Here is a 16,407-nt window from a genome sequence, read left to right on the forward strand (position 1 = left end):
TCTTCACGCGCCGGATCGGCTCCGGCGCTCCCCGAGAGAACACGAAGGAGACCCATGTCAACGGACCCCGATGTCCTGGTGATCGGCGGCGGCAACGCCGCCCTGTGCGCCGCCCTGATGGCGCGCGAGGCCGGTGCCAGCGTGCTGCTGCTCGAAGCCGCGCCGCGCGCATGGCGCGGCGGCAATTCCGCCCACACCCGCAACCTGCGCTGCATGCACGACGCGCCGCAGGACGTGCTGGTCGACGCCTACCCCGAAGAAGAGTTCTGGCAGGACCTGCTCAAGGTCACCGGCGGCAAGACCAACGAAGCCCTGGCCCGGTTGGTGATCCGCGCCTCGGCCACCTGCCGGCCGTGGATGGTGCGCCACGGCGTGCGCTTCCAGCCCTCGCTCTCGGGCGCGCTGCACACGGCGCGCACCAACGCCTTCTTCATGGGCGGCGGCAAAGCCCTGGTCAACGCCTACTTCCGCAGCGCCGAGCGCCTGGGCGTGCAGGTGCGCTACGAGGCACCGGTGGACCGCATCGAGATGGACGGCGACCGCTTCGTGGCCGCCTGGGTGAAGGGTGAACGCATCACCGCGCGCAGCTGCGTGCTGGCGGCCGGCGGCTTCGAGTCGAACCGCGACTGGCTGCGCGAGGCCTGGGGCCAGAACGCCCGCGGCGAGTGGCCGTCGGACAACTTCCTGATCCGCGGCACGCGCTTCAACCAGGGCGTGCTGCTGCGCCATTTGCTGAACGACCACGGTGCCGACGGCATCGGCGACCCGACGCAGGCCCACATGGTGGCCATCGACGCGCGCGCGCCGCTGTACGACGGCGGCATCTGCACCCGCATCGACTGCGTGTCGCTGGGCGTGGTGGTCAACCGCGAGGCGCGCCGCTTCTACGACGAGGGCGAGGACTTCTGGCCCAAGCGCTACGCCATCTGGGGCCGCCTGGTGGCGCAGCAGCCCGGCCAGGTGGGCTTTTCCATCATCGACGCCAAGGCCATCGGCCGCTTCATGCCGCCGGTGTTCGACGGCGTGCAGGCCGACACCCTGCCCGAGCTGGCGCGCAAGCTGGGCCTCGACGAAACCACCTTCATGCAGACCCTGAACGACTACAACGCCGCCTGCCGCGTCGGCCGCTTCGACCACACCGCGCTGGACGACTGCCACACCGAGGGCGTGGCCCCGGCCAAGACGCACTGGGCCCGGCCCATCGACACCGCGCCCTTCTACGGCTACATGCTCAAGCCCGGCGTCACCTTCACCTACCTGGGCCTCAAGACCGACGCCACCGCGGCGGTGCACTTCGGCGGCCGGCCGAGCGACAACCTGTTCGTGGCCGGCGAGATGATGGCCGGCAACGTGCTGGGCCAGGGCTACACCGCGGGCGTCGGCATGTCCATCGGCACCGCCTTTGGCCGCATCGCCGGCACCCAGGCCGCTCAGGCCGTGCTGAAGGGAGCGCGCCATGCACACGCTTGAAGCCCTGGCCCGCGACGCGAGCGCCCTGGCCCGGGGCGAGGTCGTGCTGTCCGCGCCCGAGACCGAGGTCGCGCGCCAGCTGCAGATCTGCAACGCCTGCCGCTACTGCGAAGGCTTCTGCGCCGTGTTCCCGGCCATGACGCGCCGGCTCGAATTTGGCAAGGCCGACATCCACTTCCTGGCCAACCTCTGCCACAACTGCGGCGCCTGCCTGCACGCCTGCCAGTACGCGCCGCCGCACGAGTTCGCGGTGAACGTGCCGCAGGCCATGGCGCAGGTGCGCGGCCAGACCTACGTGGACTACGCCTGGCCGCCCGCCCTGGGCCGGCTCTACCAGCGCCAGGGTCTCACGCTGTCGCTGGCGCTGGCCGCCGGGCTGGCGCTGTTCCTGGTGCTGGCCGTGGTGCTGCAGGGGCAGGGCCTGGGTGCGCTGTGGAGCGCGCCGGGCAGCGACTTCTACGGCCTGTTCCCGCACAACCTGCTGGTGGGCCTGTTCGCGCCGGTGTTCCTGTTCGCCACACTGGCGCTGGGCCTGGGCGTGCGCCGCTTCTGGCGCGAGGTCACGCCCGCCACCAGCGGCGCGCCGCTGTCGGCGCCCGCCACGGCCGAGGCGACCGGTGCTGTGCTGCGTCTGAAGTACCTGGACGGTGGCCATGGCGACGGCTGCCACAACGAGGACGACGCCCACACGCTGGCGCGCCGGCGCTACCACCACCTCACCTTCTACGGCTTCCTGCTGTGTTTCGCCGCCACCAGCGTGGGCACGCTCTATCACTACCTGCTGGGCCTGCCCGCGCCCTACGACCTGCCCAGCCTGCCCAAGCTGCTGGGCGCCGTGGGCGGCCTGAGCCTGGCCATCGGCACGGCCGGCCTGTGGCGGCTGAACCTGCGCCGCCACCCGCTGCACGGCGATGCTGCGCAGAAGCCCATGGACCGCGGCTTCATCGCCCTGCTGTTCCTCACCGCCACCAGCGGCCTGGCCCTGTGGGCCGCGCGCGGCACCCCCGCCCTGGCGCTGACGCTGTGCCTGCACCTGGGCGCGGTGATGGCCCTGTTCGCCACCATGCCCTACGGCAAGTTCGGCCACGGCATCTTCCGCACCGCCGCCCTGCTGCGCCACGCGGTCGAGAAGCGCCAGCCCAACCCCATCGGTCTGGGCGCCGACTGAACCGGCGCCTCGTTCCCTCTCTGCGGCGGGTTCGCCGCGGCCACCCACCCTTTTCCCCCACCCCACGAACCTCACCGAGGAGACCTTGCCATGCACAAACGAGCCTTCCTGCGCGCCACCGCGCTCGCCCTGTCCACCCTGTCGCTGGCGGGCCTTGCCCAGGCGCAGGACTTCCCGCCCAAGAAGCCGGTCACGCTGGTGGTGGGGTTTGCGGCCGGCGGCGCGGCCGATGCCGCCGCGCGCCTGATCGCCAAGAAGCTGGGCGAGAACATCGGCCAGTCGGTGATCGTGGAGAACAAGGGCGGTGCGGGCGGCAACATCGCGCACCAGTACGTTGCCAAGGCGGCGACCGACGGCTCGGTGCTGCTGTTCGGCTCGGTCGGTCCGCTGACCATCGCGCCCCACCTGATGAAGCTGGCCTACGATCCCTTCACCGACCTGGCCCCTATTTCGGGCGGCGTGAACTTCCCCAACGTGCTGGTCGTGCACAAGGGCGTGGGCGTGAAGAACCTGGCCGAATTCGTGCAGCTGGAAAAGAAGAAACCCGGCAGCGTGGACTACGCCTCCACCGGCCCCGGCTCGGCCTCGCACCTCGCGGGTGAGCTGTTTAACCAGCGCGCCGCCATCGACATGGTCCACGTGCCCTACAAGGGCGGCGCGCCCGCGCTGCAGGACCTGCTGGGCGGCCGCATCGCCGCCTACTTCTCGGCGCCGCCCACGGCCATGCCGCACATCGAGAGCGGCAAGCTGGTGCCCCTGGCCACCACCGGCCTCACGCGCCCCGCCTACCTGCCCAACATCCCCACCGTGGCCGAGGCCGGCTACCCGGGTTTCGAGGCGCTGAACTGGTACGCCTTCGTGGCCCCGGGCAAGACGCCGGTGCCGCTGCTGGACCGCTGGAACCAGGAAATCGTGAAGGTGCTGAACGACCCGGGCGTGAAAGAGGCCCTGATGCACCACGGGCTGACGCCCCAGCCCACCACGCGCGCCGACTTCTCGGCCTTCATGAAGAAGGAATCGGCCCAGTGGGCCGCCACCATCCAGGCGCGCAAGATCACCGCGGACTGAGTCGACCCGAAGGCCACCCGCCTCAGGGAGCGTTCGCGGCCTCGGTGTGGATCACGCCGCCGCCCAGGCAGACCTCGCCGTCGTACAGCACGGCGCTCTGGCCGGGCGTCACCGCCCACTGCGGCTCGGCAAAGCGCAGCGTGAAACCGGTGTCGTCCACGGCCAGCGTGCAGGGCGCGTCGCTCTGGCGGTAGCGTGTCTTGGCGGCGATGGCCGTGATCGCCGGCGCCTCGCCCGCCACCCAGCTCACATCCTCGGCGCGCAGGCTGGGCGCCAGCAGCCAGGGGTGGTCGTGGCCCTGCACCACCCACAGGATGTTCTTCTCGACGTCCTTGCGCGCGACGAACCAGGGCTCGTGCTCGTTGCCGCCTTTCTGCGCACCCTTGGCTTTCACGCCGCCGATGCCCAGGCCCTGGCGCTGGCCCAGGGTGTAGAAGCTCAGGCCCACGTGCTGGCCAATCGTGCGGCCCGTCGGGTCCTTGATCGGCCCGGGTTCCTTGGCGATGTAGCGGTTGAGGAAGTCGCGGAAGGGCCGTTCGCCGATGAAGCAGATGCCGGTGCTGTCCTTCTTCTTCGCGTTGGGCAGGCCGATCTCGGCGGCGATGCGGCGCACCTCGGTCTTGGGCAACTCGCCGACCGGGAACAGGGTCTTGGCCAGCTGCGCCTGGTTCAGGCGGTGCAGGAAGTAGCTCTGGTCCTTCAGCGGGTCCAGGCCCTTGAGCAGCTCGTGTTGGCCGGTGGCTTCGTTCAGGCGCACGCGCGCGTAGTGGCCGGTGGCGATCTTCTCGGCGCCCAGGCGCATGGCGTGGTCCAGGAAGGCCTTGAACTTGATCTCGGCGTTGCAGAGGATGTCGGGGTTGGGCGTGCGGCCGGCCTGGTACTCGCGCAGGAACTCGGCGAACACGCGGTCCTTGTATTCGGCGGCGAAGTTGACGTGTTCGATCTCGATGCCCAGCACGTCGGCCACCGAGGCGGCGTCCACGAAGTCGAGGTTGGACGAACAGTATTCGCTGTTGTCGTCGTCCTCCCAGTTCTTCATGAAGATGCCGATGACCTCGTAGCCCTGCTGCTTGAGCAGGTATGCGCTCACCGCGGAGTCCACGCCCCCGCTCAATCCGACCACCACACGTTGCTTGTTTGCCATGGGGTGGATTATCCCAGCGGGTGTTCCGGCCGACCCCGGCTTCAAAAAATTGGAACGTGACCGGCGAGGGCATCGAACGATGGCGGCGGGTGCCGGTCCTACAGTGAAACCCATGCCGCCACTCCCGGCGCCACCCACCAGGAATCCGCGATGTCCCGCCTGCCCACGCTCTTCATCTCCCACGGTTCGCCCACCTTCGCCATCGACCCCGGTCAGGCTGGGCCGGCGCTGACCGCGCTGGGCCAGACCCTGCCGCGGCCCAAGGCCATCCTCATCGTCTCGCCGCACTGGATGACGCGCGAGCCGCGCGTTGCCACCACGCCGCGCCCGCAGACCATCCACGACTTCGGCGGCTTCCCGCCCGCGCTCTACCAGCTGCAGTACCCGGCACCTGGCGCGCCCGACGTGGCGCAGCGCGCCATCGAGCTGCTGCGCGCCGCCGGGCACAAAGCCGAGGCCGACCCGCAGTGGGGCCTGGACCACGGTGCCTGGGTGCCGCTGATGCACCTGCTGCCCGATGCCGACGTGCCGGTGTTCCAGGTCTCGCTGCCCGCGCGGCTGGACGGCGAGCGCGCCTACGCCTACGGCCAGGCGCTGGCACCGCTGGCCGAGGAGGGCGTGCTGGTGATCGGCTCCGGCAGCCTGACACACAACCTCTACGAGGTGCGCTTCGACGCGCCCGATGCGAACGCCGAGACCTACGCGCTCGAGTTCGCGCACTGGATCAATGGCGTGGTGACCGGCCGCGACCACGCGCGCCTGCAGCAGACCATGGCGATGGCGCCGCACGCCCAGCGCGCCCACCCCACGGCCGAACACCTGTGGCCGCTGATGGTGGCCGCCGGTGCGGCGGGCGCCGAGGTGCCGGCCACGCGCATCGAAGGGGGCATCACGCACGGTGTGCTGTCGATGGACGCGTTCCAGTTTGGCGACATCCCCGTCGATACACCCGACGAGGTGGCGGCGTGAACAGGGAGGCCCACATGAACACCCGCACCGAAGCGCCCACGGGCGACCTTGTCCTGCACCGCCCCACGGCGCCCGCGCGCCAGCTGGTGCTGCTGTTCCACGGCGTGGGCGCGAGTCCCGAGGGCTTCGAGCCCCTGGGCCCCGCGCTGGCGCGCGACGACCGCTGGGTCGTGGCGGTGCGCTCGCCGTTCGAGTCCGGCTTCGGCGCCGGCTGGCAGTGGTTCTCGGTGCAGGGCGTGACCGAGACCAACCGCGCCGAGCGCATCGCCGCGGCGATGCCGCGTTTCGCCGACACCGTGCGGCGCTGGCAGGCCCACTCCGGGCTGGGCGCGGCACAGACCGTGCTCGCCGGTTTCTCGCAGGGCGCGATCATGTCGCTCGAATCGACGCAGGCCGGCGAGCCGCTGGCCGCGCGGGTGGTGGCGATGTCCGGGCGCTTCGCCGTGCCGCCGCAGACCGCACCGTCGGGCGTGGCCTTCCGTTTCATCCACGGCACGCAGGACCCGGTGATTCCCGCGGCGTTCAGTTCGCAGGGCGCGCAGCAGCTGCAGGCCCTGGGCGCCGATGCCCGGGCCGACCTGCTGCCAGGTCTCGCGCACGGCATCGACCCGCGCGCCCTGGCGCTGCTGGCCCGTGCGCTGGACGAGGTGGCGCCGTGAACGCCGCCGACACCGGCCCGCAGCTGGCGCTGGACATCGGGGCGCGCGAGACCATGATCACCGCCGCCACCGGTGTCAGCTGGACCCTGCCCGTGGGCACGGGCTCGCTGTGGCCGTTGACGCCGTCGGGGCCCTCGGCGCTGGCGGTGGAGAACGGCATCCAGACCGTGGAGGACGCGATCGAGCGCATCGCGGCCCAGGTGCCGCGCGGCGCGCGCATGGTCTTGAGCGCGCGCAGTTTGGCGCCGCTGCAACGCGGCGGTGCCATTGCCGCGCTGGCGCAGGGGTCCATTGGGCTGGATGGCATCGAGCGCGAGTACCAGCTGCTGGCGGCCCGGGCGGTGGGTGCGCCTTCGGTGCGCAGCACGGGTTTCGACGATGCGGCAGGAGACGCGGTGCTGCTGATCCTGCGCGAACTGATGCACCACCTGGGCGTGGTGTCCCTGCAGCCAAGAGGCTGAATCCGCGCACGCCGTGGCGCGCTGTCACGGGACTTTCACGTGCTTGACATACGCTGGGCTTTGCCGGATTCTGCGTTGCGCCGTTTCCGCCACGTCGGCCGCAATCCCGCGGCGGCGGTTCATGTTTTCGTCATCCACACTGAAAGCACACCCATGAAGAACAAGATCTCCCGCGTGGCCCTGGCCGCGCTGCTGCTGACCGTTGGCGCCGCCCATGCCCAGGACAAGACCCTTCGCCTGATCACCTGGGCCGACTACGTGCCCAAGGACGTGATGGAGCAGTTCACCAAGGAGACCGGCATCAAGGTCGAGGTGACGCTCTCGAACAACGAGGAAATGATCTCCAAGCTGCGCGCCACCGCCGGCGCCGGCTTCGATCTGGCCCAGCCCAGCCAGGACCGCATCGCCGGCCCGCAGGCCGAGTTCGGCATCTACAAGCCGATGGACCTGTCCAAGATCAAGTCCGAGCAGTTCATTCCCTCGATGCTCGAAGCCACCCGCCTGAACACCACCGTGGGCGGCAAGGTCTACGCCGTGCCGCACATCTGGGGCACCGATGGTCTGGTGGTCAATACCAAGACCTCCAAGGCCGCCGACTACACCGACCTGTGCGCGGCCGAGAACGCCGGCAAGGTCAGCATGCGCCTGAAGCGCCCAACCCTGATCGCCTTCGCCTTCTCCATGGGCAAGAACCCGTTCGCGCTGTACAGCGACGCCAAGGCCTACGGCGCGCTGATGGACGACGTGGGCAAGGCACTGACCGAGTGCAAGAAGAACGTGAAGTTCTACTGGGACGGCAAGGACCAGCTGCTGGCGGGCATGCGCTCGGGCGAGCTGACCACGGCCATGATGTGGGACACCGGCGGCTGGGGTCTGAACAAGACCAACCCGGACATCAAGTTCGTCGCGCCCAAGTCCGGCGCGCTGGGCTGGGTCGACACCTTCGCCCTGCCGGCCAAGGGCAAGAACGACGAGGCCGCCTACGCCTGGATCAACTTCAACATGCGCCCCGAGATCGCCGCCAAGGTCGCCACCTCGGCCGGCAACTTCACCGCCGCCAAGGGTGGTGACGCCGGCATGGACCCGGTGCTCAAGAAGCAGTTCGCCGACAGCTTCCCCGAGGCCGCGCTGAAGAACATCAAGTGGTACCCGGCCGTGCCCGCCGGCATCGAGGACATCGAAGGCCGCGTGCTCGACCGCATCAAGGCCGCCAAGTAAGCTGATGACCATCGCCCCCGCCGTGACCGCTGCCACCGCAGCGGACCGCGCGGGCGCCTTCGATCTCGAGATCCAGACCGTCCGCAAGCGCTATGGCGCGTTTGCGGCGGTCGATGACCTGAGCTTCGGCGTCCGTTCCGGTTCCTTCTTCTCCATCCTCGGGCCCTCGGGCTGTGGCAAGACCACGCTGCTGCGCATGATCGCGGGCTTCATCGCGGCCGACGCCGGCGACATCGTGATCAAGGGCCAGTCCATGCAGGGCGTGCCGCCCAACCGGCGGCCGGTGAACATGGTGTTCCAGCACCTGGCGCTGTTTCCGATGATGACGGTGGGCGAGAACATCGCCTACGGGCTGGAGCGGCGGGGTGTGAAGGGTTCGACGGCCAAGACCAAGGTGACGGACATGCTGCGGCGCGTCGGCCTGCCGGGCAGCGAGGGCAAGCGCATCGACCAGCTCTCGGGCGGGCAGAAGCAGCGCGTGGCGATCGCGCGCTCGCTCGTGCTCGAACCCGCGCTGCTGCTGCTGGACGAGCCGCTGGGCGCACTCGACCTCAAGCTGCGCGAGCACATGAAGGTCGAGTTGAAACAGTTGCAGGCCGAGGTGGGCACCACCTTCGTCTACATCACGCACGACCAGAGCGAAGCGCTGGTCATGTCCGACCAGGTCGCGGTGATGAACCACGGGCGCTTCGAGCAGCTCGGTTCGCCGCAGGACCTCTATTACCAGCCGCAGACGGCGTTCGTCGCCGGTTTTGTCGGCCACAACAACCGCATCGAAGGCCAGGTAGAGACCCGCAACGGCGACCAGGTGCTGCTGCGCACCGGCGGCGGCCTGGGCCTGTGGGCGCAGCGCGTCGGCGCGGTGGACCAGGGGCAGACCGCCAGCCTGTTCATCCGGCCCGAAGCCATCGAGATCGGGCGCAGCCCGCGCGAGCTGCCGGCGGGTGAGCCGGCCTGGAGCGCGACCGTGCAGGCCGTGCTGTTCGACGGTGGCAACTCGACGGTGCAGGTGCAGGAAGCGCGCACCGCCACGCCGCTGCAGATCGCGCTGCCGCTGACCGGCCGCCTGGCCGACCTGCGCGCGGGCGAGACGGTCCATTTTTCCTACCGGCCGGCGCAGGCCTGGTGCTTCGCGGCCTGAGCGGTATGGACGTCGCCGCCCACCGCCGCTGGATGCTGCTCTTCCTGCTCGCGCCGGCCCTGCTCTGGCTGGGCGGGCTGGTGGTGCTGCCGCACGTCGAGCTGGCCCTGCTGTCGCTGCAGGCCCGCGTGGGGCCGGGCCAGTACGCGGCCAGCCTGGATCAGTACCGCACCTTCGTCGACGAGCCGCTGTACTGGAACACCTTCGTGCGCACGGCCGTGATGTCGGTGCTGGCGACGCTGTTCACGCTGCTGCTGGCCTTTCCCGCCGCCTGGTACATCGCCAAGGTCGCCCAGGGGCGGCTGAAGATGGTGCTGCTGGTGCTGTGCCTGCTGCCCTTCTGGGTGAGCGAGATGGTGCGCACCCTGGGCTGGCTGATTCTGCTGCGCGAGACCGGCGTGGTCTCGGGCCTGCTGCAGGCCACGGGCCTGGCGGACCAGCCGGTCGAGCTGCTGTACCACGACGCCACCATCCTGGTCGGCCTGGTCTACGCCTCGCTGCTGTTCATGGTGATCCCGCTGGTCAACAGCCTGGAGAGCCTGGACGACAGCCTGATCGAGGCGGCCTACGACCTCGGCGGCAGCACGGCCAACATCGTGCGCCGCATCGTCATTCCGCATGCCGCCCCGGGCATCGCCGCCGGCTCCATCGTGGTCTTCATGCTCTGCCTGGGCAACTACCTCACCCCCACGCTGCTGGGTGGCAAGGACTCGCTCTGGTTCACCGAGCAGATCTACACCCAGTTCATCACCCGCTTCAACTGGAACCAGGGCGCGGCCTTCGGCTTCCTGCTGCTGTTCCTCTCCAGCCTGCTGGTGTGGGCGGGTCTCAAACTCACCCGTCAGCGGTTTGGCGCCGTGATGAAAGCATCATGATCCCGAGCCTTCCGCGTCCTGCGATCCAGCGATACGGCCTCGCCGCCTTCGTCGGCGCGTTTTTTGTCTTCCTGTTCGTGCCGCTGCTGGTGGTCGCGGTGTTCGCGTTCAACAACGCCGACTACCCGACGCCGCCCTGGATGGGCTTCACGCTCGACTGGTTCTTCGCCGACAGCGACAGCCGCACCGGTCTGCTGCACGACGCAGAACTGCTCAAGGCCATCGGCGTGAGCGCCTGGGTGGCGCTGTGGGTGACACTGCTGTCGGTGGTGGTGGGCACCTGCAACGCCTTCCTGCTGGAACGCTTCGAGTTCCCGGGCAAGAGTGCGGTGGCGCTGCTCTCCATGGTGCCGCTGGTGATCCCGGGCGTGATCCTGGGCATCTCCATCCTGGCCTTTGCCAGCCGCATCGCCAACTTCGCCGACGCCACCTGGGGGCTCGAACTGGAGTTCCTGCGGCCCGGTCTGCCGCTGGTGATCCTGGGCCAGTTCAGCTACATCGTGACCATCGCCACGCTGACCATCTCGGCCAGCCTGCGCCGCTTCGACCGCACGCTCGAAGAAGCTGCGTTCAACCTGGGCGCCAGCCGTGCGGCCGTGCTGTGGACCATCACGCTGCCCTACCTGCGGCCCAGCATGATCGGTGCGGCGGCCATGGCCTTCCTGATGTCGTTCGAGAACTTCAACACCACGCTGATGCTGGTGGGCTCGGACGCGCCGCTGACCGTGCTGATGTACGGCCGCATGCGCGAGGGCGCGACGCCGGTGCTCAACGCCGTCAGCCTGTTCCTGATGGTGGCCTCGGCCCTGCTGGCGGTGCTGCTGATGTGGCGCAGCGCCCGTGCGCCGCGCCCCGAAGCCACCTGAGACGGGGCGGCGGCCGCACTCAAGAACCGTCGTACAGACGGTCACACAATCACACAGCTTAATTAAGGTCGGGCTAATCCGGCGCCGTTTCAATGCCCGCACCAGCACGTGCTGGGGTGCTATTGAAAAGGATGTTTCCGATGAAATCGATTGCTGTCGCCGCCCTCATGGTCGCCGTTTCCGGTGTCGCTCTGGCCGGTCCCAAGTGCGAGCAGCCCAAGGAAAAGTGGATGCCCGAAGCCCAGTTCAAGAAGGGCCTGGAAGACAAGGGCTACCAGATCAAGACCTTCAAGGTTTCCAAGGGCGAGTGCTACGAGATCTATGGCTTTGACAAGGCCGGCAAGAAGGTCGAGATCTACTTCGACCCCGTGACCGCCGCCGTGCTCGAAACCAAGTGATGCTGTGACGCGATGAAGACCCCTGCGCTCTCCGAGCCCAGCCGCCCTGTATGGGACCTGTTTGTTCGGGTCTTTCACTGGACCCTGGTCGGCACCGTGCTGCTCAACCAGTTCGTGCTCGAAGAGGGCGAAACGCCCCACGAGTGGGCCGGCTACCTGGCCGCCGCACTCGTGGTGGCGCGGGTCGTCTGGGGCTTCATCGGTTCGCGCCATGCGCGTTTCTCCGACTTTTTTCCGACGCCGTCCCGGCTGCTGCGGCATGTCCAGGCGATGCGTGCGGGCCACCCCGAACACCACTGGGGCCACAACCCGCTGGGCGCCCTGATGATGTTCCTGCTCATGGGTCTCGTGATCGCCCTGGGCGTGACGGGCTGGATGCAGGGCACCGACGCCTGGTTCGGTGAAGAGTGGCTGCAGGAGCTGCACGAGGTGCTGGCCCACGCGCTGCTGATCTCGGCCGGCCTGCACGCTGCCTCCGCCATCTTGATGGGGCGCATCGAGCGCACGCGCCTGGTCAAGGCCATGGTGACCGGCGTCAAGGAACGTTACTGAAGCGCATGGCACACTGCGCCGCACCATGCTGCGCATCGATCCTTCCGAAGTCGAGTTCACCGCCATCCGTGCCCAGGGCGCGGGCGGGCAGAACGTCAACAAGGTCTCCAACGCCGTGCACCTGCGCTTCGACGTGGCCGCGTCTTCGCTGCCCGAGGCGGTGAAGGCGCGGTTGCTTGCGCACGGCGACCAGCGCATCAGCGAGCAGGGCGTGATCGTCATCAAGGCCCAGACCAGCCGCAGCCTGGAGCAGAACAAGGCCGACGCGCTGGCGCGGCTGCAGGCGCTGGTGAACGCCGCCGCCCATGTGCCCAAGGCGCGCAAGCCGACGCGGCCCACGCTGGCCTCGAAGCAGCGCCGCCTGGCGGGCAAGGCCAGCCGGGCGCAGATCAAGCAGGGGCGCGGCCGGGTGCGCGGTTCTGAGTGAATCGGTTCGCTTAAGGTGTTTTTAGGGTTTTCTTAAGTGCTATTTAGCAGCGCATCCGGCCACTGATTTTTAGACTTTCTTCCCATGGCAGGCAACGCATGGGGCGCTGTCGCCAGGCAGCAAAAGCGGACCTGGTCCGCACAAGGAAGTCATCATGAAATTCACCCAACAGGAAATGAAACAGCTGGCCGAAGCCAGCCAGGCCGCCGGTCGCGAGGACCTGTACGCCGGCATCCACAAGGCGCTGCGCGCCGTCATGGCCGAGTGCCTGCTGGCGGTCGGCCGCGCCGACCCGACGGACCCGCAGGACGTGACCGACGCCGGGGCCCGTGTCTGCGCGCTGATGGACCTGTGCGTGTCCCACGTGCACCACGAGAACAACTTCGTGCACCCCGCCATCGAGGCGCGCACACCCGGCCTCAGCGCCGACGTGGCGCACGAGCACCTCGGCCACCTGGAGCAGATCGCCCGCCTGCGCGCGGCGGCGCGGCAGTTGGACACACTGCAGGGCGCGGCGCTGACCAGCGCCCTGCACACGCTGTACCTGGACCTGTCGCTGTTCGTGGCCGAGAACCTGCGGCACATGCACGTGGAGGAAACCGAACACAACGCGGCCCTGTGGTGCGCCTACACCGACGACGAGCTGCGCGCGATCCACGGCGCGCTGGTGGCGACCATCCCGCCGGGCGAGATGATGCTGGTGATGCGCTGGATGCTGCCGCAGATGAACGCGCCCGAGCGGCTGGCGGTGCTGGGCGGCATGCGCCAGGAAGCGCCGGAGCCGGTGTTCCGCGCGGTGCTCGATGTCGTGCAGCCGCACCTGTCGCCGCGCGACTGGGCCAAGCTGAGCGGCGGGCTGGGCCTGCCCGCCGTGCCAGGGCTGGTGGACGCGGTGTGAGGCGCCGGTCGACCCTCAGGCCTGCACGGTCTGGAGGTCGACCGCGGCGCCCACCCGCAGGCGGAAGCGCCCGCGGCCGGTCTTCTCGATGCGCAGCGCCGGGCACTGCTCCTGCAGGCGGCGCGCAAGCAGCAGCAGCCGCGCCTCGAGGTTGTCCACCACATCGGGCAGGCCCAGCCCGGGGTCGAGCCGCAGTTCGCGGTTGCAAAACTCCTGGCGGCCCTCGCGGCGGTGCACCTGCAGCAGCTTCCAGAGGATGGCGCCGGCCACGCCCTTGATGAGGTAGGCGTTGTTGATGAAGACGCTGTGGTTGGCCGGGTAGTAGCGCACCTGCAGGGCCGGTCCCCGCGGTGGCGCCACGGCCGGTTCCGGGGCGACACCCTCGGGGGGCTCGCCCGCCTCCGGCGTTTCCTGCAGCCGGTCGATGGCGGCGGCCAGCTGGCCAGCCAGCGTGACCAGCAGGTCTTCGTCCTCGAAGCCGAAGCGCAGGTCCTGCGGGCTTTCGACGAACAGCACGCCCAGCACCCGGTCGCCCGAACGCAGCGGCACCGCCAGCTGGCTGTGGGGCTCGGGCAGCCCGGGGTAGGGGATTTCGGTCATGTCGGCCGGCGCCAGGCCCCGGTCTTCGAGACCGCTGCGCACCGCCTGGCTGTAGAGGTAGGCGCTGGTCATGTGCATGATGCGCACCGGCGTGCCTTCGCGGGCGGCCACGCCGATGACGCCATCGCCCAGCGCGATCTCCGATCCCACGCCCGAGGTGGCGTAGCCGCGGCTGGCCACGGTGTAGAGGCGCAGCGTGGCCGGGTCGAGGATCAGCACCATGGAATGGGCAATGTCCATGTCGTGTTCCAGCGTCTGCAGCGTCGCCTCCAGCGCCTCGTCCAGCGTGGTGGCGCGGGCCAGCCGCTCGCTGCCGCGGCGCAATGCGCCCAGCAGGCTGCAGCGCGGCGGGCTGCCAGGCAGTGGCTCGCCGGCCACCCGCTCGATGTCGAGCACCTCGTAGATGTCGGAGCCGCGCAGCACGAAGACGCTGGCCATGCCGCTGTGCGAGGCGATGCCCGCCAGCTGGGCCTTCATGCTCTCGAACACCGGGCCGCCGGTTTCGGTGCGCAGGTAGCGCAGGTGCAGCCGGTAGAACTGTGCCGTCACCGGGTGCAGCAGCAGCACGGTGGCGCGTGGGTGCTCTAGGATGTTGCGGCGCGTCTTGTTGAAGAACTGGAACGACAGCGCCACATGCCGCTCGTCCACATGGAACACCTGCGAGATGTAGGCCACGTTGGGCGTGCCGTCTGCCGCCGTGGTGGCCATGATGGCCGGGATGGCCCCTTCGAAACAGGGGCGCACCTCGCCCAGCGTGACCGTGCTGTTCATGCCGGCCCCCGCAGCGGCTGGCCCGCCCGGGGGCCGGGGGTCTGGTCGAAGGCCTGCTCGGGTGCGAAGGTGACGGCGCTCAGGTCGTCCAGGCGGTGCGCCAGCATGGCGGCGGCGAAGTCGGGGGCGAAGCCGATGCGGCCCAGCTCGCCCTGCATGGCCAGCAGGTAGCGCTGCAGCGCGGGCACATCGTCGGGCGTGACCTCGCGCAGGCGCGCGCTGTTCGATTTGAGCTGCACCGTGCGGTGGCTGTGGGGCTCGCTGAACACCACCGCGACGCGACCGGTGCGGGCCACGTCGCGCAGCAGCTGCACCGACTGCCCGCGGTTGAGGAACACCGTGACCTGTTCGCCCTGCGGTCCCACCTGGCTGCCCACCGCTCGCATCAGGCTGGGCGTCAGGTCCGGCCCGCACGAGCTCACGATGACCGACACGCCGCGCGCCATCATGGCCAGCAGTTCCGGGGGCAGCAGCGGGGGAGTGCCTGGGGTTTCCAAGGTGGGCAGCGCCTGTGTTGGGAAAACCGTGGGTAGGAGCCGCTGATGATAGTGAGCCGCCCGTGCGCGGCCAAGTGCGGGCCGCGGCGGACGATGGTTTGCTCAGTTGCGTGGCGCAGTTTCCACGAAGCTGCGCAGCGACCACACGAGCGAGGGTTCGAGCACGCCGTCCCAGGGCGGCATGTGCACGATGCCGAACTTCTGTTTGCCGTAGCGGACCGATTTGACGAAGAAGTGGTCGGCGTCCGACAGGCAACGCTGGCGCAAGGCAGGGTCCTTCACGCGCTGGCAGGCCATGCCGATGCGGCGCAGGTCGGGGGCAGGTGAGCGCATGCCGTTGGCGTTCTCGCCGTGGCAGCGGGCGCAGGTCTGGTTGAAGATGGTGCCACCGATGCGGGCTGCGTCGGCGTTGCCGCGCAGGGGGTTGAGGTCGGCCCAGCCGGGTGCGATGGCCGGCAAGGCGGCGGTGTCCACGTCCGGGCGCTTGACGTCGGCGTCGGCCCGTGCCGTCAGGACGGTGAGGGACAGACCCAGCAGGCACAGGGCCCGCGATGCGCTGAGGGGGTGCGTCATGGTCAGTCCCAGCCCTTCGGACAGCCCTGGCAGTCCACCATGTTGGACGATGGGAAGACCGAATAGAGCATGACGTTGCCGTCGAACACCGCGCCCTGCAGGTTGACCTGGTTGAACTTCGCCTCCTGCAGGTTGTTGCCGATGAAGCGGGTGCCCAGGAACCAGGATTTGTCGAGCCGCGCGATCTCCAAGCTGGCGCCGTTGAATTCTGCCCCCGAGAAGTCCGAGCGCAGCAGGCGTGCGCCTTCGAGGTCGGTGCCGTAGAAGCGCACCCTCTTCAGGTTGGCGTTGGACACGGTGGCCTTGGACAGCCTGGCGCCGGTGAGGTTCGCACCTTCCAGATCGGCCACGGCCAGGTTGGCACCGCGCAGGTCGGCCCGGGTCAGGTCGGCCCCGCGGAAGTCGGCACCGGCCAGGTTGCGGCCCACCAGGTTGGCATGGCGAAGGTCGGCGCCGGGGCAGCGGGTGTAGGGCCAGATGGGACAGCCGTTGATGACCAGCGGCTGGTCGGCGTCGGTCGGGGCTTCGGTGCCAGGCGCCTGTGCGCCGGCGCCGGCGCACAGGGCTCCCAGCACCGCGGGCGCCAAGCGCCGGATGAGTGGCGTGAACATAGTGGGTGAAAGAAAAAAAGACCTGACCCGCCCAGAGGATC

19 protein-coding genes are annotated in these 16,407 nt (G+C 69.3%); 14 read left to right on the plus strand and 5 right to left on the minus strand.

Annotated elements, in window-relative coordinates; translation table 11 throughout:
• Positions 1 to 54: 54 nt before the first annotated feature.
• From tcuA to BC358_RS21155, 3 genes are all read left to right on the plus strand, one after another.
• Complete coding sequence (tcuA, locus tag BC358_RS21145; RefSeq protein WP_079367358.1) at positions 55 to 1,470, plus strand: FAD-dependent tricarballylate dehydrogenase TcuA; 1,416 nt, start codon at positions 55 to 57, stop codon at positions 1,468 to 1,470.
• Positions 1,457 to 2,638 (plus strand): tricarballylate utilization 4Fe-4S protein TcuB, encoded by a 1,182-nt coding sequence (gene tcuB / locus BC358_RS21150; RefSeq protein ID WP_079367359.1) that lies wholly within the window; start codon positions 1,457 to 1,459, stop codon positions 2,636 to 2,638. Before tcuA ends, tcuB begins: the two co-directional genes overlap by 14 nt.
• A gap of 90 nt (positions 2,639 to 2,728) precedes the next feature.
• Positions 2,729 to 3,706: a tripartite tricarboxylate transporter substrate binding protein gene (locus BC358_RS21155; RefSeq protein ID WP_079367360.1), complete on the plus strand. Its 978-nt coding sequence runs from the start codon at positions 2,729 to 2,731 to the stop codon at positions 3,704 to 3,706.
• Between the two features lie 22 nt (positions 3,707 to 3,728).
• On the opposite strand, the gene mnmA is transcribed toward BC358_RS21155, so the two are convergent.
• Entirely contained in the window at positions 3,729 to 4,850 is a 1,122-nt protein-coding gene (mnmA, locus tag BC358_RS21160; RefSeq protein ID WP_079367361.1) for a tRNA 2-thiouridine(34) synthase MnmA, read from the minus strand.
• 150 nt (positions 4,851 to 5,000) lie between these two features.
• On the opposite strand from mnmA, the gene BC358_RS21165 reads away from it, so the two are divergent.
• The 11 genes from BC358_RS21165 to BC358_RS21215 all read left to right on the plus strand — a co-directional run bounded on the left by BC358_RS21165 (position 5,001) and on the right by BC358_RS21215 (position 13,314).
• On the plus strand, positions 5,001 to 5,819 hold the full coding sequence (locus tag BC358_RS21165) for a dioxygenase (RefSeq protein WP_079367362.1): 819 nt from the start codon (positions 5,001 to 5,003) through the stop codon (positions 5,817 to 5,819).
• Between the two features lie 14 nt (positions 5,820 to 5,833).
• Positions 5,834 to 6,478: an esterase gene (gene ypfH / locus BC358_RS21170; RefSeq protein ID WP_079367363.1), complete on the plus strand. Its 645-nt coding sequence runs from the start codon at positions 5,834 to 5,836 to the stop codon at positions 6,476 to 6,478.
• Complete coding sequence (locus BC358_RS21175) at positions 6,475 to 6,939, plus strand: hypothetical protein (protein WP_079367364.1); 465 nt, start codon at positions 6,475 to 6,477, stop codon at positions 6,937 to 6,939. Before ypfH ends, BC358_RS21175 begins: the two co-directional genes overlap by 4 nt.
• Before the next feature lie 153 nt (positions 6,940 to 7,092).
• A complete protein-coding gene (locus BC358_RS21180) occupies positions 7,093 to 8,157 on the plus strand; it encodes an extracellular solute-binding protein (RefSeq protein WP_066259533.1) in 1,065 nt (354 codons plus the stop codon).
• A gap of 4 nt (positions 8,158 to 8,161) precedes the next feature.
• The gene (locus BC358_RS21185) at positions 8,162 to 9,298 is read left to right on the plus strand and encodes an ABC transporter ATP-binding protein (RefSeq protein WP_079367365.1); all 1,137 of its coding nucleotides are present in this window, start codon (positions 8,162 to 8,164) and stop codon (positions 9,296 to 9,298) included.
• A 5-nt stretch (positions 9,299 to 9,303) separates the two neighbouring features.
• Positions 9,304 to 10,173: an ABC transporter permease gene (locus BC358_RS21190; protein ID WP_079367366.1), complete on the plus strand. Its 870-nt coding sequence runs from the start codon at positions 9,304 to 9,306 to the stop codon at positions 10,171 to 10,173.
• On the plus strand, positions 10,170 to 11,039 hold the full coding sequence (locus BC358_RS21195; RefSeq protein WP_079367367.1) for an ABC transporter permease: 870 nt from the start codon (positions 10,170 to 10,172) through the stop codon (positions 11,037 to 11,039). The genes BC358_RS21190 and BC358_RS21195 overlap by 4 nt, the downstream gene beginning before the upstream one ends.
• Positions 11,040 to 11,179: 140 nt before the next feature.
• Positions 11,180 to 11,437: a PepSY domain-containing protein gene (locus BC358_RS21200; protein WP_066157162.1), complete on the plus strand. Its 258-nt coding sequence runs from the start codon at positions 11,180 to 11,182 to the stop codon at positions 11,435 to 11,437.
• Between the two features lie 12 nt (positions 11,438 to 11,449).
• Positions 11,450 to 11,989: a cytochrome b/b6 domain-containing protein gene (locus tag BC358_RS21205; protein ID WP_079367368.1), complete on the plus strand. Its 540-nt coding sequence runs from the start codon at positions 11,450 to 11,452 to the stop codon at positions 11,987 to 11,989.
• 25 nt (positions 11,990 to 12,014) lie between these two features.
• On the plus strand, positions 12,015 to 12,416 hold the full coding sequence (arfB, locus tag BC358_RS21210) for an alternative ribosome rescue aminoacyl-tRNA hydrolase ArfB (RefSeq protein WP_079367369.1): 402 nt from the start codon (positions 12,015 to 12,017) through the stop codon (positions 12,414 to 12,416).
• Positions 12,417 to 12,570: 154 nt separating this feature from the next.
• A complete protein-coding gene (locus BC358_RS21215) occupies positions 12,571 to 13,314 on the plus strand; it encodes a hemerythrin domain-containing protein (RefSeq protein WP_066156897.1) in 744 nt (247 codons plus the stop codon).
• A 15-nt stretch (positions 13,315 to 13,329) separates the two neighbouring features.
• Here the strand turns inward: BC358_RS21215 and BC358_RS21220 are convergent, their stop codons facing one another.
• From BC358_RS21220 to BC358_RS21235, 4 genes are all read right to left on the minus strand, one after another.
• Positions 13,330 to 14,685: a GAF domain-containing protein gene (locus tag BC358_RS21220; protein ID WP_079367370.1), complete on the minus strand. Its 1,356-nt coding sequence runs from the start codon at positions 14,683 to 14,685 to the stop codon at positions 13,330 to 13,332.
• On the minus strand, positions 14,682 to 15,182 hold the full coding sequence (locus BC358_RS21225; RefSeq protein ID WP_243721646.1) for a hypothetical protein: 501 nt from the start codon (positions 15,180 to 15,182) through the stop codon (positions 14,682 to 14,684). The genes BC358_RS21220 and BC358_RS21225 overlap by 4 nt, the downstream gene beginning before the upstream one ends.
• A 102-nt stretch (positions 15,183 to 15,284) precedes the next feature.
• Positions 15,285 to 15,755: a c-type cytochrome gene (locus tag BC358_RS21230; RefSeq protein ID WP_066156893.1), complete on the minus strand. Its 471-nt coding sequence runs from the start codon at positions 15,753 to 15,755 to the stop codon at positions 15,285 to 15,287.
• Positions 15,756 to 15,757: 2 nt separating this feature from the next.
• On the minus strand, positions 15,758 to 16,366 hold the full coding sequence (locus BC358_RS21235) for a pentapeptide repeat-containing protein (protein WP_079367371.1): 609 nt from the start codon (positions 16,364 to 16,366) through the stop codon (positions 15,758 to 15,760).
• Positions 16,367 to 16,407 lie beyond the last annotated feature (41 nt).

The sequence above is a fragment of the Hydrogenophaga sp. H7 genome, assembly GCF_002025745.1.
Lineage (GTDB): Bacteria > Pseudomonadota > Gammaproteobacteria > Burkholderiales > Burkholderiaceae_C > Hydrogenophaga > Hydrogenophaga pseudoflava.